A 24,988-nucleotide genomic window follows, 5' to 3' on the forward strand; every position below is an offset into this window, starting at 1 on the left:
TTGCAACCGCATTATCCGAACGCAAAAGGCTAAAGTTTTAAGCGGATTCAAATCACCCGCGAACCTTCGCGCCAAACCGTGCGGATAATCGGAATATTATCCACCAGCTTCACCCGCACAAGATCGGCACGTTTGCCAAGTTTAATCTCACCGCGATCCGTCAAGCCCACCTTCTGCGCCGGGTTATAGCTGATCATGCGCATAGCTTCCGGCAAGGATACATTCGGCACATCAAGGGTCAGATGAAAAGCCGATTGCATCAGGCTTGAAGGAATATAATCGGATGAAATAATATCCAGATTGCGGGTGCTGGCCAAATCCCGTGCCGCCACATTGCCGGAATGTGAACCACCGCGCACAATATTCGGCGCGCCCATCAACACAGACAGGCCAGCTTTTTTAGAAGCTTCTGCCGCCACATGGGTAGTCGGGAATTCCGCAATACGAATACCCTGCTCCACCGCTTCTTCCACATGGGCAAGCGTTGCATCATCATGACTTGCCAAAATGATATTGCGCTCACGGCAGAGTGCCGAAAGCGCTTTGCGGTTTTTATCCGAATTACGCTTGGAATCATCCATCCGCTTATTGCAATAACGGCGAAACTCTTCTTCGCTCGTTTTCAGCTTACGCATATAATAGACCTTATAGGTCTCCACATCCACAAATTGACGCTGACCAGGGGCATGATCCATCAGCGAGGCAAGGCGCACCAGCGGCTCATTGTCGAAATAATGAAACGCATCCAAGCAATCATCAGCGGAAACTTCACAGCGCAAATGCAAAAAATGATCTGCGCGCAAACGCTCGTCTTGCACGCCTTGCTTGATCGCTTGCGCCAGTTTGCGCATATCCGCAATGCCGATTTCTGTTTCCGCATCAAGCCCGACGCGCAACGCATCAAAAACCGTGGTAATGCCCGAAGAAGCAATCTGCGCATCATGCGCCTGTACGGCAGCAATCGGGTTCCAGCGCACTTTCGGGCGCGGTGCATAATGGCCTTCCAGATGGTCGGTATGAAGCTCCACCAGCCCGGGCGTGATATAATCCCCCGCCATATCTTCACCAACAGCACTGCCATTGCTGGAAATATCTGTAATCACCCCATTTCGAAACTGTACAGATCCCGACACAATTTCATCAGCCAATATAAGCCGGGCATTTTTTAATACAGTTTCCGTCATCCTATCCAATCCTGCTCAATAACCAACCATTGCCATTAGCCTATCTCTGGCCAGCTAAAGGCGCCGAAACCTTCACTTTTGCCAATGGGTGCAAAGAATGCACTTCAAATGGCGCACCCGGCTCCGGTTCGACAAACAAAGCCAGATTATTAATCTCGACACTATCGGTTAAAACCGGCGCGAAGAAATTGTCTAAAATACCGGCAATTTTTGGCCTGTCCTGCTCTTCGATTTTATCCGTCAGCGTCATATGAAACCGGAATTCGTCGAATACGTAAGGATAGCCCCATTGTTGCAGATTGCGCAACTGAGCCGGTGCAAGTGATTGCGGGTTTCTGCGGGCAAAATCCTGCTCGCTTAAAGGTGCGCGAAACTTATCCAAAGCGGTCACTGTATCATTTGCCAGCTGTTGCAAGGCCGGAACCGGTTCTTTCAGCATTAAAGCGAAACAGGAGCTGATTGAGGTAATCTTCAACCGCGGCAATGTAACCGGCGCAAGCGAAGATGCAAAATGCATCAATGCGCGCAATAAATCATCTTCCTTATAATCTGGTGCCAGGTAAAACGGTGCTTTGATTGTCGCATGAAAACCATAACGACGCGCTGAAACGGTCATCTTATCCAGCTCTTCAACCGACAGGCCGCTGATGGCCGGACGGCGCACCGCCTCGCCGGTAAATGCATTTCGCCCCAGCCAGTTATTGGCAATTTTCAGCAAAGCATCAGTCGAGGAAGGTGTAAAATAAATAGCGTAGCGCATAATGATTCCTTTTCTGAACGATGCCTTTAAACATAAAATAAGACAGGCTGACGAAGGTGACAGACGATTAATAATCGCCTATAGGCTTATCCAAAATTATAATCGGGAAAACTACATATACAAAAGGGTAGCATTATGCACGGCTTTGCCTCTGTCGGTGAATGTATGATCGAACTTTCCGGCCAGAACGACACGCAATGGCATATGGGATTTGCCGGCGATACGTTAAATACGGCCTGGTATGTTCGCGCATTGATGCAACCTGATTTTGCCGTTGATTATGTTACCGCCTTTGGCGACGATGCCTTTTCCAATCAGCAAATGGCTTTTCTCAATGAAAATGGCATTGCAACCGACAAAAGCCCGATCATCAAAGGTGCCCGCCCCGGTCTTTATGCCATCACACTGACCGGAGCCGAGCGTTCTTTTACCTATTGGCGCAATGATTCTGCTGCCCGTCGTCTGGCTGAAAATCCGGCACATTTGCTAAAAAGCCTTAAAAACCGGAAAATGATCTATTTCTCCGGCATCACTTTGGCCATTATTTTGCCTGAACACCGCCAATCCTTCCTTGAGGTCATCAATCAATGCCGCGCTGAGGGTGCGCAAATTGCTTTTGATCCTAATTTCCGCTCTGCTCTGTGGCCGGATCATAATCTTGCCCGCGAATTAATCACGCAAGCAATGCGTAGCAGTGATATTGCTCTGCCGACATTGCCGGATGAACAGGCACTTTTCGGTGATGCGGATGGTCAGGCTTGTGCTGCGCGCCTCACAGCTCTTGGTGTTAAGGAAATCGTTGTTAAAGACGGCACGGATCCGGCAATTGTGCAGTTTGAAGGCAAACAAGTGCTGGTGCCATCCGTCAAAGCCAATGCAATTGACACAACCGGCGCAGGTGACAGCTTCAATGGCGGCTATCTGGCAGCCCGTTTGAACGGCATTGCTCCGGCAGAAGCGGCATCACAGGCACATAAAGTCGCAGCCCACGTTGTGGAATGTCGTGGCGCACTGATGCCAATGCAGACAGCTCACGATTTATTTATGAGATAAACGCCAAAACGCTTCAATCTTGCATCTTTGTTCAATTTATATTTGTCTAAAGATCAAATTCACGCGAAAAAGGACATAATTTATTAGAATTTGCTTCTAATTCGCTAAACAGCAATTATATAGGTCGCAGCCTGAAACCAATGTAGCGGTTTTCAGATAGATGACATGCGCAAGCCATGAAGAGAGCATTTTTAATGTCTCAACAGACACTATAAATGCTCTGAGCATGAACTGCGTTATAATGAACATAGTAAACCGGATTATACCCAACCGTATGATCCGGTGCGTATTGAGGCTTTCCCTATTTTAAGAAAAGCGCTACATACGCGTTAAATGTTTGCATATTGCGAACGAAAATTCGTAAAGCCGGAAGGCAAAAGCCTAAAAAGGAAACAGATCTTGTCCTCAACTTTTGACAAAGTCGCAGATATTATTGCCGAAACCAGTGAAATCGATCGCGATACAATCACTCCAGAAAGCCATACAATTGACGATCTGGGCATCGACAGCCTCGATTTCCTTGATATCGTTTTCGCAATCGACAAAGCATTCGGCATCAAGATTCCACTTGAACAGTGGACTCAGGAAGTAAACGAAGGCAAAGCGCCGACCGAAGAATATTTTGTGCTGAAAAACCTCTGCGCAAAAATCGATGAACTGGTTGCTGCTAAGGCTTAATTGCCTGAAGCCTACGTTTAAACGCCTTATCAGCCGTGGAGATCATACGAAGCCACCATGCAAAGCAATAAAGTTCTCATAACCGGAATTGGCATCATTTCCTCCCTTGGTGAAGGTCTTGAAGCGCATTGGAATGCTTTCAGCTCAACCGACACAAAGCCGCAGTTGGAAACAACTGAATTTGCGCCATATGTGGTGCACAAGCTTGGTGAAGTTGACTGGAATTGCCAAATTCCGAAGCGCAGTGATCAGCGTCAGATGGAAACATGGCAGAGGCTCGGCACTTATGCTGCCGGTCTTGCGCTGGAAGATGCCGGTATCAAAGATGATGAGAACCTTTGCGCGACCATGGATATGGTGGTCGGTGCTGGTGGCGGCGAACGTGACATTTCCGTTGACACCCAAATTCTGGAAGAAGGCCGCGTGAATGAAAACCGCGGTCTGATGCTCAATGACAAATTGTCAACGGAATTACGGCCAACATTATTTCTGGCGCAGCTTTCCAATCTGCTCGCCGGAAATATTTCTATCGTTCACAAAGTAACCGGTTCTTCACGCACCTTTATGGGTGAAGAAGGCGCTGGCATTTCGGCAATTGAAACCGCTGCTGCACGCATTCGCTCTGGTCAGAGCACCCATGCGCTGGTGGGCGGTTCTTACAATGCCGAACATTTCGACATGATTCTCGGTCATGAACTTGGCGGCCTGCTGAAACATGATGGCTGGGCACCGGTCTGGTCGCGTGAAGGTTCAGCCGGCGGCGGCATGATTTCCGGCTCCGGCGGCGTATTCTTAGTGCTGGAAAGCGAAGCTCATGCTAAAGCGCGTGGTGCACGCGCCTATGCCGAAATTGCAGAAATGTTAACTTCACAAATTCAGCGCGATAACAGCGATTTGCAAGAAGTGATCAGCGATATGCTGGCGCGCGCAGGCAGTGCCGATGTCACCATTTCCGGTGTATCAGGTGCGCATCAGGCAACTGTGGCCGAAAAAGCAGCGCTTGAAGCTGCAAAAATCAATTATCAGGATGTCACCAGCCTGACCGGTCATTTGCGCGAAGCACAGTTCCCGTTGACTGTAGCCTTGGCTGCATTGAGCGTCTGGAAGGGTAAAGCTCTGGCAGATCAGACAGATGTTGCCTCTGCCCTTGCCACCACAATCGGCGCTTCACGCGCTGAAGGCATTGCCAAACTGGTTAAAGCATAAGGAAGAGGATGATGACAAAATATCTCGATCACCTCGGTCGTCCTCTGGTCGCAATCACCGGTGCCGGTGTTGTTTCATCCCTTGGTCAGGGCAAACAGGATAACTGGAATGCGCTTACAAGCGGCAAGTCCGGTATCCATGCGATCAATCGTTTTCCAACCGATAATCTCAAAACCCGTTTTGCCGGTACGGTCGATTTTCTGACCGAGAGCGAAATGGGCGCATCAGCTCTTTCACAAGCGCTTGCGCGCATTGCCGGTGAAGAAGCCATTGCACAGTCCGGTCTCTCTGTGTCCGATTTTGGCGGACCGATGTTTTTGGCTGCGCCACCGGTTGAACTTGATTGGAAAAGCCGCTTTGCACTGGATGCAAGCGTAAAAGACAAAGGCCCTGCCAGCTATCAATTACTGCTGGAGGCTTGCCGCAAGCAGCGTCAGCAAGATTTTTTCAGCACCACGCAATTTGGCTATATTGCTGAGCAGCTGGCCAATCATTTTGGCACACGCGGCCTGCCGGTCACCCTGTCCACCGCTTGCGCATCGGGTGCCACAGCTATCCAGCTTGGTGCAGAAGCTATTCGCCGTGGCGAAAGCGACCGTGTTTTGGCAATCGGTACCGATGGTTCGGTTTCCGCAGAAGCGCTCATCCGCTTCTCACTGCTTTCCGCCCTTTCCACCCATAATGATGCGCCTGAAAAAGCCTCCCGTCCGTTCTCCAAAGACCGTGACGGCTTTGCAATGGCTGAAGGCTCCGGCGCATTGGTCATGGAATCACTGGAATCAGCACTTGCACGCGGTGCAAAAATTCTTGGTCTTCTGGCTGGTTGCGGCGAAAAAGCCGATGATTTCCACCGCACCCGCTCCAAGCCTGATGCCTCACCGGCAATCGGCACTGTAAGCGGTGCATTGGCAGATGCCGGCCTGACCATTGATCAGATTTCTTACATCAATGCCCATGGCACTTCGACACCTGAAAATGACAAGATGGAATATCTGGCGCTTTCAACTGTGTTTGGTGACAGAATGGAAAATATTCCTGTTTCCTCCAACAAGTCGATGATCGGTCATGCACTGACCGCTGCCGGTGCCATTGAAGCCGTCTTCTCATTATTGACGATCCAGACCGGCACTTTGCCGCCAACCATCAACTATGACAATCCTGACCCGTCTATTCCGCTGGATGTGGTGCCGAATGTCAAACGCGAAAGCAAAGTCACTTCTGTGCTTTCCAACTCGTTTGGTTTTGGCGGCCAGAATACCAGTCTTATTTTGACAGCCGAGCCAAAGTAACATCTGGCTGTCATTGACCATAATTTAAATAAAATCCCGGTAAGCAAATGCTTTCCGGGATTAAACTTTCAAATATCTTGCCCATAAAACTACACACTTTGGGCTAAAAACTATTTTGGGACAATTAAAGCCCAAGGTTAGAGGATAATTTCATGCGCGCTTTGCAGCTTCTTGATGATCGTCGTCTTGAGATCACCGATATGGCACCACCACCCCCGCCAGCTGCGGGTGAAGTCACCGTCAATATCAAAGCCGTTGCGCTTAACCATATCGACGTTTGGGGCTGGCGCGGCATGGCATTTGCCAAGCGCAAAATGCCGCTCGTGATTGGTGCAGAAGCTTCCGGCGTTGTTTCCGCTGTCGGGCCCGGCGTTGCAGGTCTGCTGCCAGGTCAGCTCGTTTCCATTTATGGCGCACGCACATGCGGCCTTTGTAAAGCTTGCCGCGAAGGCCGCGACAATCTCTGCGAACACGTCTCCGGCGTTCATGGTTTCCATCTTGATGGTTTTGCCTGTGAAGCAGTTAACCTGCCAGCACGCCTTCTCATCCCTGCACCACCTAACGTTGATGCCATTGGTGCAGCTGTCGCCCCTGTTACCTTCGGTACCGTTGAGCACATGCTGTTTGACAATGCCAAATTGCAGCCGGGTGAATCCATTCTCATTCAGGCCGGTGGTTCGGGTATCGGCACTGCCGCTATTCAGCTGGCTAAGAAAATGGGCTGTACAGTTTACACCACTGTTGGCTCCAACGACAAAATTGAAAAAGCCAAGGCGCTTGGTGCCGATCACGTCATCAACTACCGCGAAGACCGCTTTGAAGGCGTCATGCGCAAGCTGACCAAGAAAAAAGGCGTCGATGTGGTGTTTGAACATGTGGGTGCGGACACTTGGGCAGGCTCGATGCTCAGCCTCAAGCGCGGCGGTCGTCTGGTCACTTGCGGCTCCACCTCCGGTGTATCAACAAGCATGAACCTGATGATGCTGTTCCAGCAGCAGCTGAAGCTTCTCGGCTCATTTGGTTGCCGCATGGAAAACATGGCCGATGCCATGCAGAAAATGGCACAGGGCATTGTATCACCGGTGATTGATACCGTTGTTGGTTTTGATGAAATCGACACCGCGCTCAAGCGCATGGAAGGCCGTGACGTATTCGGCAAGATTATCCTGACTATTGAGTAATATGTTCAAGCTTAAACTCCTTGCCTTTCGCTACAGCCAGAAATTAAAACAGTTTAATTACTGGCTGCTGGCGCAGACAATCTTCGTGATTTTTGCGGTTTTGCGGCTGTTGCCTGCCAATGCGGCCATCCGCTTTTGTGCATGGTTCGCCCGTAAAATCGGCCCTTTGACGCCACGTCATAAGGTGGCAGTTGATAATTTGCGCCACGCTTATCCGGAAAAATCCGAAGATGACATCCAGGCTATCGCCCGCGAAATGTGGGACAGCATGGCAAGGCTGTTTGCTGAATATATTTTCCTTGATGCCATTTTTGACTTCGACCCGAATGCGACGGAAAAAGGTCTGGTCGAAGTTGATGGTATTCAGATTTTTGAACGCCTTCGCGATGAGAAGAAGCCACATATTTTCTTCACCGCGCATACGGGTAATTTCGAACTTCTGCCAATTTGCGCAGCGACCTACGGATTGGATGTCACGGCGCTTTTCCGCCCGCCAAACAATCCTTACATCGCCAAGCGTGTATTGAAGGCACGACGCACTAATATGGGGCATCTTGTACCTTCCAAGGCGGGTGCGGCTTGGTCTCTGGCCAGTATTTTAAGTGATGGCGGCAATGTTGGTGTTTTGGTTGACCAAAAATTCCATCGCGGCGTTGAGAGCACATTCTTTGATCGTCCGGTTAAAACCAATCCGCTTTTAGCCAAACTTGCGCGCCAATATGATTGCGATGTCTATCCGGCACGCTGCATCAGGCTCCCCGGCGGCCGCTATCGCCTGGAGCTGAAAGAGCGCATGGAATTGCCACGCGACACGCAAGGTCAGGTGGATATTGCTGCAACTGCACAGCTTTTAAATGATACAGTTGAAGAATGGGTGCGCGAATATCCGGGTCAATGGATGTGGTTCCATAAACGCTGGGGTTAACTGGCGGATAAATGTCCTGCGACCTTACACAAGCTTGTATGCATAGAGATAGCATGTTAACCGCAAAACAACGGTACAAAGCCTGATCAGGGCTTTTCAAACAAGGATTTTCTGATGTCCCGCCCGATTATCATTGCACCTTCCATTCTCGCTTCTGACTTTTCCAAGCTTGGTCAGGAAATCAAAGATGTTGTGACCGCCGGTGCGGACTGGATCCATATTGATGTGATGGATGGTCATTTTGTACCGAACATCACTTTTGGCCCAGATGTGGTCAAAGCTATTCGTCCCCACACCGATGCAGTGTTTGACACCCATTTGATGATCGCCCCTTGCGATGCCTATCTTGAAGGCTTTGCCAAAGCCGGTTCAGACATCATCACAATTCACTCAGAAGCAGGCCCTCACCTGCACCGCTCATTGCAGGCCATTCGCGGTCTTGGCAAAAAGGCCGGTGTGGCACTCAATCCGGGCACACCTGTTTCAGCGCTTGAAAACGTCATTGATGATGTTGATCTGATTTTGGTGATGACAGTTAATCCGGGCTTTGGTGGTCAGAAATTCATCACCTCGATGCTGCCTAAAATTGCTCAGGTCAATGCGCTGATCGGCAATCGCCCGATTGATTTGCAGATCGACGGCGGCGTGACGCCGGACAATGCAGGCGCTGCCGCGAAAGCCGGTGCCAATTCGCTTGTCGCAGGCTCCTCTGTTTACAAGGCCGGTAATCTGGAAGGTTACCGTGCCAATATCGAGGCCATCCGCAAAGCTGCGGAAACAGGCCGCGCTTAATTGAATTCTCACAGGCGGATAGCAATATCCGCCTGATTTCATTTAAAACCGCCGGTTACTCCCCTAACTGGTTTTCTCGTCGAGTACACATTAGGAAACGCACATGATCCCGCGCTATTCCCGCCCTGAAATGGTTGCCATCTGGTCGCCGGAAACCAAATTCCGCATTTGGTTTGAAATTGAAGCTCATGCTTGTGATGCATTGGCCGAAATCGGCGTTATCCCGAAAGAATCCGCTAAAACCATCTGGGAAAAAGGCGGCGCAGCAAAGTTTGATGTCGCTCGTATTGATGAAATCGAAGCTGTCACCAAACATGACGTGATTGCATTCCTCACCCATCTGGCTGAATTTGTGGGCCCTGACTCACGCTTCATCCATCAGGGCATGACCTCGTCAGACGTGCTTGACACCTGCTTCAACGTGCAGCTGATGCGCGCTTCCGACTTACTGCTTGCCGACCTTGACAAGCTGCTTGCAGCGCTTAAAACCCGCGCCTATGAGCATAAAGACACCGTCACCATCGGCCGCAGCCATGGCATTCACGCTGAGCCGATCACGTTCGGCCTCAAAATGGCGCTGGCCTATGCTGAGTTTGAACGCTGCCGTGAGCGCCTCGTTGCAGCACGTGAAGAAATTGCCACTTGCGCCATCTCCGGTGCAGTCGGCACCTTCGCTAATATCGACCCGCGTGTTGAAGAGCACGTTGCTAAAGCGCTTGGCATGAAGGCTGAGCCGGTATCTACGCAGGTTATCCCGCGCGACCGTCATGCGATGTATTTTGCAACCCTTGGCGTTATCGCTTCATCGGTTGAACGTCTGGCTGTTGAAATTCGTCATCTGCAGCGCACCGAAGTTCTGGAAGCTGAGGAATATTTCTCACCTGGCCAGAAGGGCTCGTCTGCGATGCCGCATAAGCGCAACCCTGTGCTGACCGAGAACCTCACCGGCCTTGCCCGCATGGTTCGCTCTTTCGCAATGCCTGCGATGGAAAATGTCGCCCTTTGGCATGAGCGCGATATTTCGCACTCTTCCGTTGAGCGTATGATCGGCCCTGATGCAACAGTCACGCTTGACTTTGCACTTGCACGCCTCACCGGCGTGATTGAAAAGCTGCTGGTTTATCCTGAAAACATGATGGCCAACATGAACAAGTTCCGTGGCCTTGTGCACTCGCAGCGCGTACTTTTGGCTCTCACACAGGCTGGCATCAGCCGTGAAGACTCATACCGTCTGGTTCAGCGCAATGCGATGAAGGTCTGGGAACAGGGCAAGGATTTCCTGGAAGAATTGCTGGCAGACGAAGAAGTCCGAGCGGCTCTGAGCGAAGAAGAAATCCGTGAAAAGTTCGACCTCGCATATCATACCAAGCATGTCGATACGATTTTCAACCGCGTTTTCGGTGATAAATAATCGGCGTAAAAATCTGTAACGGCAGCGCCCTTTCAGATTAAATCAATTTGATAAAAAATACTCCCATCATATTGATATAATGGGAGTATTTTAATTTTAAAATCTGAGGAAGTGGTAATCAAGAAAGAAAACTTACCGAACTTCTTGATTTCCCTCCTCACAATCGACCAAAATAACCAACCATATCAACTCATAAAGAGACATTGAGATGAAGTTTATTCCTGCTCTCCTCGCCCTGACTGTCAGCACCTCAGCCTTTGCTGATGACGCATCCCGCATTGCAGTCATGTCTGCCTTTGAACCTGAATGGATTGTGCTGCAAGAAAAGCTTAGCGACCGTCAGGAAGTTGAACTGAACGGCACAAAATTTCTGACCGGTAAAATTGAAGGCAAGGACGTCGTCCTGTTTCTCTCCGGCGTCAGCATGGTCAATGCAGCAATGACCACCCAAATGGCCATCGATAAATTCAACATCAATGCGATCGTCTTTTCCGGCATTGCGGGCGGCGTTGATCCATCCCTCAACATCGGTGATGTGATTGTGCCGGAACAATGGGGGCAATATCTCGAAGCCGTTTATGCGCGTGAAACCGATGGCAAGTTTTCCACTCCGTCTTTCATGCCGACAACCCTGCCAAACTACGGCATGATCTTCCCGCGTGAAGTCAGCGTTGCACGTGATGGTGGCCAGATGGAAAAGAAATTCTGGTTCAAGGTTGATGGCAAACTGCTCGAAACCGCCACCAAGGTGGCCGCAGAAGTGAAGCTGAAAGATTGCGTTGCCGAAAATAAATGCCTCTCCAAAGCCCCTGCCATTCATGTGGGCGGTAATGGTGTGACCGGTACAGCATTTGTCGACAATGCGGATTTCCGCGAATATTCATTCGACACATTCAAAGCGACTGTTCTTGATATGGAATCTGCCGCTGTTGCACATGTTGCGGACACTAATGGCGTGCCATTCATCGCTTTCCGTTCGCTTTCCGACCTTGCAGGTGGCGGTGACGGTGAGAATGAAATGGGCACCTTCATGGGCCTGGCTTCGGCAAACTCTGCTGCTGTGGTTTCCGCTTTCATCAAGGCACTGCCAGAGAAATAATACAAGAATAATCTGTTTTGTGACGGCAACTCGTAGGCCATCATTTTATGCAGTAATTTCAAAGAGCCGGAGCAGTTCAATGCTCCGGCTCTTTTCATCTCATCAACAGGATGAAGTCATATAGTCTTTAGAAAACACGAATATCAATTTATAAAACATAAACAAAATGTTATAGTCATTTTAAAAGATGCAACCGTTCACAACCGCTTTTGGAAAATGATATGACCGAACAAGATTCCAATCTCATTCTCTCCGCCTTGTCCCAGCAATTTACGGAAGACGACATTACTGTTCAGGTCGATATTTATCGCCTTGAAGAGGAAGACGGCTGGACACTGGAAGTCATTGATGAAGATGACATTTCCTTTGTCTACGAAGATCTGTTTGAAACCGATCAGGAAGCATGGAATGCATTTCTGGCTGATGTGGAAGAATATGGTCTTGCTGACATCATCGATCCAGATGAGGACGAAGATGACGAGGCGCCAAGCTATCATTAGATCGGTTTTTTAGTAAAACTGCTCTAATCTTTATCTTTCTACGCGCATCTTATTCCGAAAACCGCTTCACACTTTTCGGGATGCGCTATAGCTTAAAAAAAGCGGCCAGAATTTCAGGCCGCTTTTTTTGTTTTAACTACCCATTTTAAGAAACTCAGCAATTTCTGCGTTATGTTCACCAAGCATGGGTGAGCGTTTATCGAGATTTAATACAGCATCAGAAAACCTGATCGGTGTGCGCAAGCCGGGCACATTTTGCGGATTGACCTGCATATTGCGCGCGATAAATTGAGGATCGCTAAAAACATCTGCGACCGAATTAATCGGCCCTGCCGGAACCTTTAATTTTTCCAGTTCCGCCAACAAAGCATCACGGCTCCAGCCCCGCGTTTTTTCCTCCAACATGGCGGTCAGACTTTCTCGATTTTTAACGCGCGCTGCATTGGTGGCATAGTTTTCATCTTCCGCCACACCATCAAGCCCGAGCAGTTTGGCCAGTTTTGCAAACTGTCCGTCATTGCCACAAGCAATGATGAAATAACCGTCAGACACCGGCAATGTCTGATATGGAGCAATATTGGGATGCGCATTGCCCATACGTTTTGGTGCTTTGCCAGTTGCAAGATAGTTCATCCCTTGATTGGCCAGCACTGCCGTCATGCAATCAAACAAGGCCATATCAATATGTTGCCCATGACCTGTGCGCTCGCGCATCATCAGTGCTGACTGAATGGCAATCACACTATAAAGACCGGTAAAAATATCAGCAAAAGCCACACCGATTTTCTGTGGTTCGCGCTCCGGCTCACCGGTTAAATCCATAATACCGGCCATGCCCTGTATCATAAAATCATAACCTGCCCGCTCGGCATAAGGGCCATCATGGCCAAAGCCGGTGATTGAGCAATATATCAGCCGAGGATTGATTTTCTTGAGGCTTTCATAATCAAGCCCGTATTTTTCCAAACCGCCAAGTTTGAAGTTTTCAATCAGAACATCGGCCTGACTGACCAATTCGCGCACCAGCTCCTGACCTTGTACGTCGCGAAAATCAGCAGTTACCGAACGCTTACCGCGATTACAGCCATGAAAATAAGCCGCTGATTGCTCACCCTCAACATCAAAATATGGCGGCCCCCAGCTGCGCGTATCATCACCTTCAGGACTTTCGACCTTGATGACATCAGCACCTAAATCCGACAAGGTTTGCCCCACCCAAGGGCCGGCTAAAATACGGGCAAGCTCAATCACTTTCAGCCCTGCCAGTGGTGTATTTTCCATCTCAATCGCCTTTTTAAAACAAAAACCCGCCCGCAATGTTGCGAGCGGGCACAATCACCAACCGGTCATATTGAACTTAGTAAAAAGCCTGAATGCCTGTCTGCGCACGACCTAAAATCAGCGCATGGACATCATGAGTACCTTCATAAGTATTCACTGTTTCAAGGTTTTGAGCGTGACGCATCACATGATATTCAATCTGAATACCATTACCGCCGTGCATATCACGGGCATGACGGGCAATATCGAGCGCTTTGCCGCAATTGTTGCGCTTAATCAGCGAGATCATGTCGGGAGCCATGCGATCTTCATCCATCAGGCGTCCAACCCGTAAGCTTGCCTGAAGACCAAGGGTGATTTCGGTCATCATATCGGCCAGTTTCTTTTGATAAAGCTGGGTTCCGGCCAATGGCTTACCAAACTGCTTGCGATCAAGCCCATATTGACGCGCGCGGTGCCAGCAATCTTCAGCCGCCCCCATCACACCCCATGAAATACCATAACGCGCACGGTTAAGGCAGCCAAACGGCCCTTTAAGGCCGGAGACATTCGGCAGCAATGCATCCTCACCGACTTCGACGCCGTCCATCACCACTTCACCGGTAATGGATGCACGCAGCGATAATTTGCCACCAATTTTGGGTGCAGACAGCCCCTTCATGCCCTTTTCAAGCACAAAGCCACGGATTTGGTTGTCATGTGCAGCAGACTTCGCCCAAACCACAAAAACATCAGCAATCGGCGAATTGGAAATCCACATTTTGGTGCCGGTCAGGCGGTAGCCGCCATCGATTTTTTCGGCGCGGGTTTTCATACCCGCCGGATCAGAACCGGCATCAGGTTCAGTCAGACCAAAACAACCAATCAATTCACCGGAAACCAGACCCGGCAGATATTTCTTGCGCTGCTCATCAGAGCCATAAGCGTAAATCGGATAGATCACCAAAGAGGATTGCACGCTCATCATCGAACGATAGCCGGAATCAATACGTTCCACTTCGCGCGCCACCAGCCCGTAAGCTACATAGCTGGCATCGGCTGCGCCATATTCTTCCGGCAATGTCACACCAAGCAAGCCAGCCTGCCCCATCATGCGAAACAGCTCAGGATCGGTTGATTCTTCCATATAGGCTTTTTCAATACGTGGCATCAGCACATCATTGGCAAAACCTCTGGCTGAATCACGGATCATCCGTTCATCTTCAGTCAACTGGTCATCCAGCAATAACGGATCATCCCAAACAAAACTTGCGCGTGACATATAGTTCCTGCCTCTCCAAAAATAATAGCCGATTATGCAATCAGTCGGTATTTTCGGCAATCTATGTTTACTCATTCATCTATTCCGTTTAATCATAGATGAATGACATCAGTATCGCGACGGCTCCTCCCATCCACCAAGGCATTGGCAGCATTTGATGCCGTCAGCCGCTATGAAAGTTTTTCTGAAGCGGCAGATGAACTCAGTCTGACGCAAGGTGCTGTCAGCCGCCAGATTGCAGCTCTTGAAGCGCAGCTTAATATTGCTTTATTTGAGAGAAACAGCAGACAGGTTACCTTAACGGATGCCGGTCGCAGTTATTTGCAAGCTATCCGGCCTGCCCTGGCCGCAATCCGTGCAGCATCCTTAAACATGATGAGCCATATGGGCAGCAATACGCTTAATTTAGCACTTCTACCCACTTTCGGCACACGCTGGCTGATCCCGAAAATACCGCGCTTTGTCGCGCAATATCCTGATATTATTCTCAATTTTTCTACCCGTATTGGCAAAGTGGATTTCGAAAAAGAAAAACTCGATGCCGCCATTCATATCGGCCAACCTGATTGGCCGGATGCAGATTTTGAGTTTTTAATGGATGAAAAAGTACTGCCCGTTTGCAGTCCGGCATTTTTACAGGCACACCAGATTGATGATCCAGCCGACCTTCTTAAAATGCCGCTCTTTCATCTGGCATCACGCCCCAATGCATGGGCGCACTGGTTTAAAACACTGGGCATTGAGCAGCCACCGCATAGTTCAATGCGCTTTGAGCAGTTTTCCAATGTCAGTCAGGCCTGCATTGCCGGTCTTGGCATTGCTCTGATGCCCGAATTTTTGATCCATGCAGAAATGGCAGCCGGACAGTTGGTTCCTGTCTGGCCGCATAAGATTAAAAGCCTCAGCCATTATTATTTTGTAACGCCCAAAACCCGCCAGCAGTCACCGACGGTCAAGGCTTTTAAAACCTGGCTGCTTGCTGAGATCAATCAGGAATCAGCGGAAACTTTGGCATAAGACTGCGCTGCAATTTCATAAGAGCGCATACGTTTTTGATGATCATAGATCATGCCGGTCAGCATCAATTCATCAACACCTGTGCGCTTAACAAAATCGCGAATACCAGCACCAACGCTTTCCGCATCCCCCACAACACGACAAGAAAGCGCGTGTTGGATCACCGATTGCGCCGAGGCGTCCAGATTTTGCATATAACCTTCAACCGGCGCCGGTAACAGTCCCGGCTTACCGGTGCGCAAATTCACAAAAGCCTGCAATTGTGACGAGAACAGGAACTGTGCTTCTTCATCTGTATCGGCTGCAATCACATTCAAACCAACCATGACATATGGCTTATCGAGATATTGCGACGGCTCAAAACGCTCACGATAAATATCAATCGCACGCTCCATATCTGCCGGAGCAAAATGCGATGCAAAAGCATAAGGCAAGCCCAGCATCGCGGCTAATTGCGCACCAAAAAGGCTGGAGCCTAAAATCCAGACCGGCACATCAAGCCCGCCACCTGGCACAGCTTGCACACGCTGGCCTTCTTCAACAGGCCGGAAATAGCCCAACAACTCCACCACATCCTGCGGAAAAGCATTGGCATCGCTGTTGAGATTTCTGCGCAGTGCATGCGCGGTAAACTGATCCGTACCTGGGGCACGCCCAAGGCCTAAATCAATGCGCCCCGGATAGAGCGAGGCCAGCGTTCCGAATTGTTCGGCCACCACCAAAGGTGCATGATTGGGCAACATAATGCCCCCTGCACCAACACGGATAGTTTTAGTTTTTGACGCCACATGGCCAATGACGACAGAAGTCGCGGCACTGGCAATGCCGGGCATATTATGATGCTCAGCAAGCCAATAACGATGATAGCCGAGCTTTTCTGCAAGTTGTGCGAGTTCTGCGGTGTTGCGCAGAGACTGAGCCGGCGTGCTGCCGGCAGGCACAGGGGAAAGGTCTAAAACGGATAAAGGTGTCATGTATTTCATATGGATTACCTGAAAGGTAATACAAGTGTCATCACCAAAATATGACTACATTTTACAACAAAAAAGGCGGGCAAATTATCAGCCCGCCTTCTCATTATTTTGACATTCCGTTCACTTATGCCTGTGACGGCGAAGCATCCGAATTCTCATGTCCGGTTGCAGCGCTTTCCGTTGATGGCGCTACATCTTTTTTCGCAATGAACGTATAGAACATCGGCACAACAAACAGGGTAAAGACAGTACCGACGGTTACACCGGTGAAGATCACCAGGCCCATCGAATAACGGGCTGCGGCACCTGCACCTGACGCCAGAATCAACGGCACAACGCCAAGCGCCATCGCAGCCGTTGTCATCAAAATCGGACGCAAACGGGTTTCAGCCGATTTGATAATTGCTTCACGGCGCGAAAGGCCAAGCTCACGCTGCTGATTGGCAAACTCCACCATCAGAATACCATGTTTGGTAATCAAACCGATCAGCGTGATCAGCCCCACCTGCGTATAGATGTTGAGTGTGCCTAAGCCTAAATTCAGTGGCACCATTGCACCGAAAATCGACAGCGGCACCGACATCATAATAATCAGCGGGTCGCGGAAGCTTTCAAACTGCGCAGCCAATACGAGATAAATCACGATAACGGCCAGACCGAAAGCGATCGCAATTGTGTTGCCCTGCTCCACTTCCAAACGAGACTGACCGGAATAGTCGATGAAGAAACCATCCGGCATTTTCTCACGCGCAACTTCCAGCAATGTTGCCAGCCCCTGACCGGTTGTAACACCCGGCATTGGCAATGCGGAAATGGTTGCGGAGTTCAGCTGGTTAAACTGCTCAATCGCCGCAGGAGACGCATTTTCCGACACTTTTATAACTGCCGACAATGGCACCATTTCACCAGAAGCAGCGCGAACATAATAATCGCCGAGCTGTTCAGGGTTAGCACGATATTCGTCCGGCACCTGCGTGATCACATCATAACTGTGTGAATCTCGGTCAAATTTCACGAATGAAGCACCAGCAGTCAGCACACCAAGGGTTGTACCGATTTCACTGATATTCAAGCCCAATGCTGCTGCACGGTCACGGTCAATGGAAACAGTCGTTTGCGGCGCATTATAAGAGAGCGAGTTTTGAACGATGATGAACTGACCCTTAGCCTGAGCCGCGTTTTTGATCTCTTCTGCGATTTCAAAAACCTGATCAGACGGGCCGGTTGACTGCAGCGCAATAGAAATTGGCAAACCACCACCGGTACCCGGCAATGAAGGCGGTGCAAAAACAAATGCCTGCACACCAGCCACTTTGTCGATACGGTTGGTCAGGTCAGTTTGAATTTCTTTCTGACTGCGTGTTCTGTCATTCCAGTCATCCAGCACCCAGAGCGCGATACCCTGTGTTGTACCACCGCCCATACCGACAATATTGAAACGTGTCTGCAATTCCGGCAAATCTTCAGTCAAACTATCAATCTGCTTGGCATAAAGATTGGTATAATCAGAGGTTGCATATTGTGGCGCGTTAAAGATCGAGAACAGCGCACCTACGTCTTCTTCCGGTGCCAGTTCGCTGGATGTGTTGACAAACAAAAAGCCTGTCAGACCTACCAGTGAAACAACAATAAGCAGTGTAACCGGACGATAATTCAGTGAGCCGGAAACCCAGCGTTCATAGCCCGCTTCCAAGCGACCAAAATAATGGTCGATGAATTTCTGAAACCGGGTCTGTTCGCCGTGTTTCAACATCCGCGAACACATCATGGGTGAGATGGTCAACGCAGCAAAACCGGAAATGATCACCGCGCCTGCCAGCGTGAAAGCAAATTCACGGAACAGCGAGCCGGTCAAACCACCAGTAAAGCCAAGCGGCGCAAATACAGCCGCCAGTGTAATGGTCATTGCCACAATGGAACTGGTAATTTCCTTCATACCTTTGAAGGCAGCATCCATCGGCTTGAGGCCTTCCTCGATATGACGATGGATATTTTCCAAAACCACAATCGCATCATCCACCACCAGACCGATGGAAAGAACCATCGCCAGCAAGGATAGGAGATTGATGGAGAAACCCAGCACATAAAGGAAGAAACACACACCGATCATCGAGATCGGAATGGTCACAATCGGGATCAGAACCGAGCGGAATGAACCAAGGAAGACAATGATGACGAGAATAACAATCGCCATCGCTTCCGCAATGGTGGTGAACACTTCACGAATGGACGAACTGATCTGTTCGGTCGCATCATAAACCAAGACAATACTCATACCTTCAGGCAGAGACGCCTGAATGGATGGTAATTCCTTGTTAACGGCAGCAGCCATATCGATCGGGTTGGCGGCAGGTGTCGGGAAAACGCCTAAGAACGTACCCTCACTGCCATTGAACGAAACAATCGTGTCATTGCTTTTGGAAGCCAGCTCAACCTTGGCAACATCGCGCAAGCGCACAACTTCATCGCCTTTTGTTTTAACCGGCATCGCACCGAAAGTTTCCGGTGTCTGCAATGTGGATTGCATCGTAATAGAGCTGGCCACATATTCGTTTTTGGTTTTACCCGGTGCCGACAAGAAGTTGGAAGCTTTAATCGCGCCCAATATCTCGGAAGCGGTAATTCCACGCGCTGCCATCTGGATCGGATCCAGCCAAACACGCATCGAATAAACTTTACCGCCCATGATCTGGGCTTCAGCCACACCCGAAATGGTGGACATGCGCGGCTGGATAACCCGCTCCAAATATTCAGTGATCTGCTCACTGGTCATATTCGGATTGGTAGCAGCCAGATACATGGTGGCAAAATTTTGCCCTGTCCCTTTTACAATCACCGGATCATCAGATTCAGAGGGCAAATTACCGCGCACCTGATTGACCTTGGCAATCACTTCCGTCAGCGCGGCATCCGGATTTGCACCCAGCTTCATCTGCACTGTCACCGTACTCATGGAAGGACGGCTGGCAGAGGTTACATAGTCAATATTTTCAGTGGTCGCGACCGCCTGAGCAATAGGTGCCGTGATGAAACCCTGAATAAGATCAGCACTGGCACCCGCATAAGTCGTCGTCACCGTAATCACGGTTTCATCGACTTTCGGATATTCGCGCACGGACAATTGGAAAATGCCCTGCGCACCGAGCAACAGGATCAACAGCGACGTTACCGTCGCCAGAACCGGTCGCCTAATAAAGATATCAGAAAAGCTCATCTGACCCGCCTATTGCGCTGTTGCCGGATTGGCAGGATTGACGGTATTATCGATCACGACATGCATTTTAGGTGAAAGACGGTTCTGACCAGCCGATACGATAATATCGCCGTCTTTAATGCCGCTTGTCACTTCAACCACGCCTTTAACTTTACGGCCAAGCTGTACGAATACCTGATCAACCGCCAGAGTTTCCTTTGCATCCGCGGCCGCACCTTCAGTTTTCACCGGACGAACCACAAACACATAGTCACCATAAAGACTGGATACGACCGCAGTTTGCGGAAGAGCAATAATATTGCTTTCTTCCGGCAACTGTACAGAAACCTGCGTAAACTGACCCGGATTAAGCTGACCATTGACATTCTCAATATGGCCGCGCACCGAAACCAGACGCGTAGACGGATTGATTTTCGGATCAATACCGGTAATTTTACCGGTAAATTCCTCACCGCTATTCGGGGTGACTTTAACCACCTGTCCGAGTTTCAGCTTGGTGATGGATTGTTCCGGCACAGTGAAATCAACTCGCATTGTTTCCATATTCTGCAAAGTCGCAATGGCAACACCGGGTGACACATACTGTCCGACATCCACTTTGGCGATACCGATAGTACCGGAGAACGGAGCAATAAGCGTCTTCTGCTTCAACACAGCTTCAAGCTTTGCAACCTGCGCATGCGCAGATTCAGCTGATGCGGAAGCGGTATCTACATTGGAAACAGCACCCACACCTTGTGTGCGCAATGTCTGCGCACGCTTCAGGTTTTGGTCGCTCAGCACCGCAGACGCCTTGGCAGCAGCCAGATCGGCGACCTGAATACTATCATCCAACTGCACCAGCACCTGACCCTTTTGCACTTTATCATTGGCTTTGAACTGGATTTTATTGACAACACCAGCCACTTCAAATGTCAGATCAACACCATCAGATGCATTGACCGAGCCGATTGCTTCAAGCCCGGGCGTCCAGACAGTTGGCTCCACTGTGACAGTGGCAACTGTCATAGTTTTCTGCGGCATATTTGCGAAAAAATCCGCAATCATTTTCGAACGGAAAAGATTAAATCCAACAAGACCGCCAACAACGATTGCCAGAAATACAATTGCCAGTAACAGGCGTTTAATCATCGACTTTTAGCACTCCCGATGTGCTTGAGCGCACTCACTTGTCCGAAACCATTTAAGGGGTCACTGGCTGGGATGAAGCAAGTACGTTGGTTTTTATTTTAAAACATGTGCGCATAACTTGTGCGATATGGCTGTTTTAACAGCCTTAAGCGTTGCGCGAAGGATAGATTAAAAAACAATGAAATAAAAGGCGCTATCTTAAGGCTGTTATGCTTTATCTGCAAAAAGTTAAAACACTCAAAACCATCAGGCACACTTAAATATTAATACGCATAATATAAGTATAAATTACAAAATAATATTATACATCACAGAAATGTGACAGCTATGACAGAAACTATATTCAGAAAATAAATAAGGCAGCCCCATCAACTTTGACAGAACCGCCTTATCAAAAATATAAATTTCAGCAAGTAAGTTTAAAGGGCTGGAATATCACCCCTTGCCCAGGATTCTGTAGTTAAAGCGGTGAATTCTGCAAAACGACCTTCAGCAATTGCAGCGCGAATACCCTTCATCAGATCCTGATAATAGGAAAGATTGTTCCATGTCAGCAACATCGAGCCCAGCGTTTCTCCGGATTTAACCAGATGATGCAGGTAGGCACGGCTATAATCACGCGCTGCCGGACAATCTGATTCAGGGTCAAGCGGACGATGATCATCAGCATGTCGCGCATTGCGCAGATTGATTTTACCAAAGCGGGTAAAGACCAGACCATGACGTCCGGCGCGGGTCGGCATGACACAGTCAAACATATCAATGCCGCGGGCAACCGACTTCAAAATATCATCCGGCGTACCGACCCCCATCAGATAACGCGGCTTGTCGGCCGGCAAAATCGGACAGACAACTTCCAGCATATCCAGCATGACTTCCTGCGGCTCACCCACAGCCAGTCCACCGACCGAATAGCCTTTCAAATCCATGTCTTTGAGGGCCTGCGCGGAACGCTCACGCAAACGCTGGTCATCACCACCTTGCACAATGCCAAACATTGCCTTGCCCGGCTGATCACCAAAAGCAACTTTACAGCGCTCAGCCCAGCGCAATGACAATTCCATTGCGCGTTCGATTTCACTGGTCTTAGCAGGCAGTGCCACACATTCATCAAGCTGCATCTGAATATCACTATCCAACAGCCCCTGAATTTCGATAGAACGCTCCGGTGACATTTCATAAGCGCGGCCATCAATATGCGAACGGAAGGTCACGCCCTGCTCGTTTAATTTACGCAATTTGGCCAGCGACATCACCTGAAAACCACCGGAATCGGTGAGGATCGGGCCTTTCCAGCCGCCAAATTCGTGCAAGCCACCAAGGCGGGCAACACGCTCAGCCCCCGGACGCAGCATCAGGTGATAGGTATTGCCGAGGATAATATCCGCGCCCAAATCCTTCACCTGATCCATATACATGGCCTTCACCGTACCGGCCGTTCCCACAGGCATAAAAGCAGGGGTACGCACGGTGCCGCGCGGCATGGAAACTTCGCCCTGACGGGCATTGCCGTCACGAGCCAGAACTTTAAAATTAAAATTTTCGCTTGTCATAAATCACGCCATACCGCATTTACAAATGGTTTGAAAGTGCCAAAGCCTAAAGCTTCTCAAGCGCGCTTCAGCAGGCTTGCATCGCCATAAGAATAAAAGCGATAACCGTTTTCAATCGCATGTTTATAAGCCTGATGCATCATATCCATACCGGCAAATGCTGAAACCAGCATAAACAATGTCGAGCGCGGCAGATGGAAATTGGTCATCAGCAAATCCACCGCTCTGAACTTATAACCGGGGGTGATGAAAATATCGGTTGCACCAGACCAAGGCTGGATTTGTCCGTCTTCTGTTGCCGCACTTTCAATCAGGCGCAGAGAAGTGGTGCCAACGCAAATAACCCGTCCGCCACGCGCATGAACAGCATTCAATGCGGCAGCAGTTGCCTCTGACACATAACCGATTTCGGAGTGCATTTTATGGTCAGACGTATCATCGGTTTTAACTGGCAAAAATGTACCCGCGCCTACATGCAGCGTCACAAAATGCTGCTCAACACCACGCTCTCTCAGCTTTTCCAAAAGCTCAGGCGTAAAATGCAATCCGGCGGTCGGGGCTGCAACAGCACCCTTTTCGCGCGCATAAACGGTCTGATAATCCGTCAGATCACGCTCGTCTTCAGGGCGCTTGGAAGCAATATAAGGCGGCAGCGGAATATGACCGACCAGTGCAATTGCCTCATCAAGAAAAACACCGGAATAATCAAAAACCAACAGCGCTTCGCCGCTTTCGCTTTTTTCTTCAACCACCGCTTCCAAGGTGCCAAGGCTGCAAGCTTCACCCTTATGGCCAAAGCGAATGCGCTCACCTTGTTTGACACGCTTTGACGGGCGCAAAAACGCCTTCCAGCGATCAGGCCCCACACGCATATGCAATGTTGCACTGACCTGCGCCACATTACCATCGCGCTCACGCACACCTTCAAGCTGTGCCGGAATAACTTTTGTATCGTTGAAAACCAGAGCATCCCCCGGCTGCAATAAATCAACCAGACCATCAACGCGCAAATCCTGTAGATTATCCGCTTTATCCTGATCCGGCTGCACATGAAGCAAACGCGCATGATCACGCGGCTCCATTGGACGCAGTGCAATATTCTGCTCCGGAAGGTCAAAATCAAACAGGTCAACGCGCATTATTTTTCATCCAAACAACATCAAAAAAGAAACGGCTCCGGCAGTGCTTATAAAGCAACTGCCGGAGCCATCCAGTATTTTTTATTCAATTCTTATTTAATGCCACATTTATCTAATGTAGGCTTATTGAATGTCGGCAGCAATTTTGGCCGATACAATGCTGTCCGGATCAACAACAGGCTCGCCCTTTTTGATCAGATCAACAACATCCATACCTTCTACAACCTGCCCCCATACGGAGTACTGACGGTCAAGCCAAGGCGCATCTGCCAGACAGATGAAGAACTGCGAGTTCGCGGAGTTAGGGTTCTGGCTGCGTGCCATCGAAGCTGTACCACGCTTGTGGTTTACATTCGAGAACTCAGCTTTCAGGTCTGGCTTGTCGGAGCCGCCCATACCGGCGCGTGCCGGATTGAAGCTTGCGCCACCCTGCTTACCGAACTTAACGTCACCGGTCTGCGCCATGAAATCATTGATTACGCGATGGAAAACAACACCGTCATAAGCGCCTTCGCGAGCCAGTTCCTTGATGCGCGCAACATGGCCAGGTGCCAAATCTGGGAACAGCTCAATCGCTACATTACCTTTGGTGGTTTCGAGAATGAGCGTGTTTTCTGGATCTTTGTAAGCCATCTGGCCTCTCCTGTTCGTTTTATCTTGGCCGCTTTTAATGTAAACTCTGTATCAGCGGCAAAATTCTTTAAAGAGATGCGGCCAAAAAAGATGGCCGCACAGGTCTTATTTACGGTCGCTCAAAACAATCGCTTTGACGATCTTGTCCGGGTTATCAACTGAACCATTATCAGCTTCATTACCCTTCTTTATCTTATCGACAGCTTCCATGCCGCTGGTAACTTCACCAATGACCGTATATTGGCCATTCAGGAAGGAACCTTCATTGAACATGATGAAGAACTGTGAGTTGGCGGAGTTTGGATTTTGGCTGCGCGCCATGCCCACTGTGCCACGCACAAATGGTTTGTCCGAAAACTCAGCCGGAATATCAGCATATTGCGAGCCGCCAGTGCCAACACGGGTTGCATTGTAATTCTTGTCCAGATTACCGAACTTCACATCGCCGGTCTGCGCCATGAAACCCGGAATGACGCGGTGAAAGGCAACGCCGTCATAAGCGCCTTCACGTACGAGCTTTTTGATCTGCTCAACATGTTTTGGTGCAACATCTGGGTTCAGCTCAATCGCTACATCGCCGTCCTTCAGGGTCAGGACAACAGTATTTTCAGGATCTGCCGCATGGGCGCTGAATGATGACGTAAACGCCATAGCCATAAGAGTTGTTGCGGCCAGAGCCGAATGCAGAAATGACATATTTAAGGATC

22 protein-coding genes are annotated in these 24,988 nt (G+C 49.5%); 11 read left to right on the forward strand and 11 right to left on the reverse strand.

Annotated elements, in window-relative coordinates:
* Positions 1-47 precede the first annotated feature (47 nt).
* Together FHS77_RS00150 and FHS77_RS00155 are read right to left on the reverse strand one after the other, a co-directional pair.
* Positions 48-1,184 (reverse strand): alpha-D-ribose 1-methylphosphonate 5-triphosphate diphosphatase, encoded by a 1,137-nt coding sequence (locus tag FHS77_RS00150; protein ID WP_184218259.1) that lies wholly within the window; start codon positions 1,182-1,184, stop codon positions 48-50.
* Positions 1,185-1,224: 40 nt separating this feature from the next.
* Positions 1,225-1,944, reverse strand: a complete 720-nt coding sequence (locus FHS77_RS00155) for a DUF1045 domain-containing protein (RefSeq protein WP_184218262.1) — start codon at positions 1,942-1,944, stop codon at positions 1,225-1,227.
* 135 nt (positions 1,945-2,079) lie between these two features.
* Here FHS77_RS00155 and FHS77_RS00160 point away from each other — a divergent pair, with 135 nt between their 5' ends.
* The 10 genes from FHS77_RS00160 (at position 2,080) to FHS77_RS00205 (ending at position 12,078) form a co-directional block, all read left to right on the forward strand.
* Positions 2,080-2,997: a sugar kinase gene (locus FHS77_RS00160; protein ID WP_184218265.1), complete on the forward strand. Its 918-nt coding sequence runs from the start codon at positions 2,080-2,082 to the stop codon at positions 2,995-2,997.
* Positions 2,998-3,396: 399 nt separating this feature from the next.
* Positions 3,397-3,675, forward strand: a complete 279-nt coding sequence (locus FHS77_RS00165; RefSeq protein ID WP_184218268.1) for an acyl carrier protein — start codon at positions 3,397-3,399, stop codon at positions 3,673-3,675.
* Positions 3,676-3,732: 57 nt separating this feature from the next.
* Positions 3,733-4,881, forward strand: a complete 1,149-nt coding sequence (locus FHS77_RS00170) for a beta-ketoacyl-ACP synthase (RefSeq protein WP_184218271.1) — start codon at positions 3,733-3,735, stop codon at positions 4,879-4,881.
* 11 nt (positions 4,882-4,892) lie between these two features.
* Entirely contained in the window at positions 4,893-6,170 is a 1,278-nt protein-coding gene (locus FHS77_RS00175) for a beta-ketoacyl-ACP synthase (protein ID WP_184218274.1), read from the forward strand.
* 152 nt (positions 6,171-6,322) lie between these two features.
* On the forward strand, positions 6,323-7,351 hold the full coding sequence (locus FHS77_RS00180) for a zinc-binding dehydrogenase (protein WP_184218278.1): 1,029 nt from the start codon (positions 6,323-6,325) through the stop codon (positions 7,349-7,351).
* A 1-nt stretch (position 7,352) separates the two neighbouring features.
* Positions 7,353-8,276, forward strand: a complete 924-nt coding sequence (locus FHS77_RS00185; RefSeq protein ID WP_184218281.1) for a lipid A biosynthesis lauroyl acyltransferase — start codon at positions 7,353-7,355, stop codon at positions 8,274-8,276.
* 114 nt (positions 8,277-8,390) lie between these two features.
* A complete protein-coding gene (gene rpe / locus FHS77_RS00190) occupies positions 8,391-9,068 on the forward strand; it encodes a ribulose-phosphate 3-epimerase (protein ID WP_184218285.1) in 678 nt (225 codons plus the stop codon).
* 103 nt (positions 9,069-9,171) lie between these two features.
* Positions 9,172-10,479 (forward strand): adenylosuccinate lyase, encoded by a 1,308-nt coding sequence (purB, locus tag FHS77_RS00195; RefSeq protein ID WP_184218288.1) that lies wholly within the window; start codon positions 9,172-9,174, stop codon positions 10,477-10,479.
* A 208-nt stretch (positions 10,480-10,687) separates the two neighbouring features.
* A complete protein-coding gene (locus FHS77_RS00200) occupies positions 10,688-11,578 on the forward strand; it encodes a 5'-methylthioadenosine/S-adenosylhomocysteine nucleosidase (RefSeq protein WP_184218291.1) in 891 nt (296 codons plus the stop codon).
* Positions 11,579-11,799: 221 nt separating this feature from the next.
* The gene (locus FHS77_RS00205; RefSeq protein WP_184218294.1) at positions 11,800-12,078 is read left to right on the forward strand and encodes a hypothetical protein; all 279 of its coding nucleotides are present in this window, start codon (positions 11,800-11,802) and stop codon (positions 12,076-12,078) included.
* Between the two features lie 132 nt (positions 12,079-12,210).
* On the opposite strand, the gene FHS77_RS00210 is transcribed toward FHS77_RS00205, so the two are convergent.
* Positions 12,211-13,359 carry a CaiB/BaiF CoA transferase family protein gene (locus FHS77_RS00210; RefSeq protein ID WP_184218297.1) on the reverse strand — a complete coding sequence of 383 codons (1,149 nt, stop codon included), beginning with the start codon at positions 13,357-13,359 and terminating at the stop codon, positions 12,211-12,213.
* Between the two features lie 76 nt (positions 13,360-13,435).
* Positions 13,436-14,620, reverse strand: coding sequence for an acyl-CoA dehydrogenase (locus FHS77_RS00215; RefSeq protein ID WP_184218300.1), 1,185 nt, complete (start codon positions 14,618-14,620; stop codon positions 13,436-13,438).
* Positions 14,621-14,722: 102 nt separating this feature from the next.
* Here FHS77_RS00215 and gcvA point away from each other — a divergent pair, with 102 nt between their 5' ends.
* Positions 14,723-15,637: a transcriptional regulator GcvA gene (gcvA, locus tag FHS77_RS00220; RefSeq protein ID WP_184218303.1), complete on the forward strand. Its 915-nt coding sequence runs from the start codon at positions 14,723-14,725 to the stop codon at positions 15,635-15,637.
* Here the strand turns inward: gcvA and FHS77_RS00225 are convergent.
* The 7 genes from FHS77_RS00225 to FHS77_RS00255 form a co-directional block, all read right to left on the reverse strand.
* On the reverse strand, positions 15,610-16,611 hold the full coding sequence (locus tag FHS77_RS00225; RefSeq protein WP_184219585.1) for an LLM class flavin-dependent oxidoreductase: 1,002 nt from the start codon (positions 16,609-16,611) through the stop codon (positions 15,610-15,612). The genes gcvA and FHS77_RS00225 overlap by 28 nt on opposite strands.
* Before the next feature lie 124 nt (positions 16,612-16,735).
* On the reverse strand, positions 16,736-19,825 hold the full coding sequence (locus FHS77_RS00230; RefSeq protein ID WP_184218306.1) for an efflux RND transporter permease subunit: 3,090 nt from the start codon (positions 19,823-19,825) through the stop codon (positions 16,736-16,738).
* Positions 19,826-19,834: 9 nt separating this feature from the next.
* The gene (locus FHS77_RS00235; RefSeq protein ID WP_184218309.1) at positions 19,835-20,956 is read right to left on the reverse strand and encodes an efflux RND transporter periplasmic adaptor subunit; all 1,122 of its coding nucleotides are present in this window, start codon (positions 20,954-20,956) and stop codon (positions 19,835-19,837) included.
* Positions 20,957-21,375: 419 nt separating this feature from the next.
* A complete protein-coding gene (tgt, locus tag FHS77_RS00240; RefSeq protein WP_184218312.1) occupies positions 21,376-22,509 on the reverse strand; it encodes a tRNA guanosine(34) transglycosylase Tgt in 1,134 nt (377 codons plus the stop codon).
* A gap of 56 nt (positions 22,510-22,565) precedes the next feature.
* Positions 22,566-23,648: a tRNA preQ1(34) S-adenosylmethionine ribosyltransferase-isomerase QueA gene (gene queA / locus FHS77_RS00245; RefSeq protein WP_184218315.1), complete on the reverse strand. Its 1,083-nt coding sequence runs from the start codon at positions 23,646-23,648 to the stop codon at positions 22,566-22,568.
* A 123-nt stretch (positions 23,649-23,771) separates the two neighbouring features.
* Entirely contained in the window at positions 23,772-24,281 is a 510-nt protein-coding gene (locus FHS77_RS00250; protein WP_184218317.1) for a peptidylprolyl isomerase, read from the reverse strand.
* A gap of 105 nt (positions 24,282-24,386) precedes the next feature.
* Positions 24,387-24,977, reverse strand: a complete 591-nt coding sequence (locus FHS77_RS00255; RefSeq protein WP_184218319.1) for a peptidylprolyl isomerase — start codon at positions 24,975-24,977, stop codon at positions 24,387-24,389.
* Positions 24,978-24,988: the final 11 nt, after the last annotated feature.

Source organism: Paenochrobactrum gallinarii, assembly GCF_014205685.1.
Taxonomy (GTDB): domain Bacteria; phylum Pseudomonadota; class Alphaproteobacteria; order Rhizobiales; family Rhizobiaceae; genus Paenochrobactrum; species Paenochrobactrum gallinarii.

Bases quoted from the DNA above. Each gene is read 5' to 3' on its own strand.
- FHS77_RS00150 (WP_184218259.1), bottom strand. From the start codon at position 1,184: ATGACGGAAACTGTATTAAAAAATGCCCGGCTTATATTGGCTGATGAA.
- FHS77_RS00155 (WP_184218262.1), bottom strand. From the start codon at position 1,944: ATGCGCTACGCTATTTATTTTACACCTTCCTCGACTGATGCTTTGCTG.
- FHS77_RS00160 (WP_184218265.1), top strand. From the start codon at position 2,080: ATGCACGGCTTTGCCTCTGTCGGTGAATGTATGATCGAACTTTCCGGC.
- FHS77_RS00170 (WP_184218271.1), top strand. From the start codon at position 3,733: ATGCAAAGCAATAAAGTTCTCATAACCGGAATTGGCATCATTTCCTCC.
- FHS77_RS00175 (WP_184218274.1), top strand. From the start codon at position 4,893: ATGACAAAATATCTCGATCACCTCGGTCGTCCTCTGGTCGCAATCACC.
- FHS77_RS00180 (WP_184218278.1), top strand. From the start codon at position 6,323: ATGCGCGCTTTGCAGCTTCTTGATGATCGTCGTCTTGAGATCACCGAT.
- FHS77_RS00185 (WP_184218281.1), top strand. From the start codon at position 7,353: ATGTTCAAGCTTAAACTCCTTGCCTTTCGCTACAGCCAGAAATTAAAA.
- rpe (WP_184218285.1), top strand. From the start codon at position 8,391: ATGTCCCGCCCGATTATCATTGCACCTTCCATTCTCGCTTCTGACTTT.
- purB (WP_184218288.1), top strand. From the start codon at position 9,172: ATGATCCCGCGCTATTCCCGCCCTGAAATGGTTGCCATCTGGTCGCCG.
- FHS77_RS00200 (WP_184218291.1), top strand. From the start codon at position 10,688: ATGAAGTTTATTCCTGCTCTCCTCGCCCTGACTGTCAGCACCTCAGCC.
- FHS77_RS00205 (WP_184218294.1), top strand. From the start codon at position 11,800: ATGACCGAACAAGATTCCAATCTCATTCTCTCCGCCTTGTCCCAGCAA.
- FHS77_RS00210 (WP_184218297.1), bottom strand. From the start codon at position 13,359: ATGGAAAATACACCACTGGCAGGGCTGAAAGTGATTGAGCTTGCCCGT.
- FHS77_RS00215 (WP_184218300.1), bottom strand. From the start codon at position 14,620: ATGTCACGCGCAAGTTTTGTTTGGGATGATCCGTTATTGCTGGATGAC.
- gcvA (WP_184218303.1), top strand. From the start codon at position 14,723: ATGACATCAGTATCGCGACGGCTCCTCCCATCCACCAAGGCATTGGCA.
- FHS77_RS00225 (WP_184219585.1), bottom strand. From the start codon at position 16,611: ATGACACCTTTATCCGTTTTAGACCTTTCCCCTGTGCCTGCCGGCAGC.
- FHS77_RS00230 (WP_184218306.1), bottom strand. From the start codon at position 19,825: ATGAGCTTTTCTGATATCTTTATTAGGCGACCGGTTCTGGCGACGGTA.
- FHS77_RS00235 (WP_184218309.1), bottom strand. From the start codon at position 20,956: ATGATTAAACGCCTGTTACTGGCAATTGTATTTCTGGCAATCGTTGTT.
- tgt (WP_184218312.1), bottom strand. From the start codon at position 22,509: ATGACAAGCGAAAATTTTAATTTTAAAGTTCTGGCTCGTGACGGCAAT.
- queA (WP_184218315.1), bottom strand. From the start codon at position 23,648: ATGCGCGTTGACCTGTTTGATTTTGACCTTCCGGAGCAGAATATTGCA.
- FHS77_RS00250 (WP_184218317.1), bottom strand. From the start codon at position 24,281: ATGGCTTACAAAGATCCAGAAAACACGCTCATTCTCGAAACCACCAAA.
- FHS77_RS00255 (WP_184218319.1), bottom strand. From the start codon at position 24,977: ATGTCATTTCTGCATTCGGCTCTGGCCGCAACAACTCTTATGGCTATG.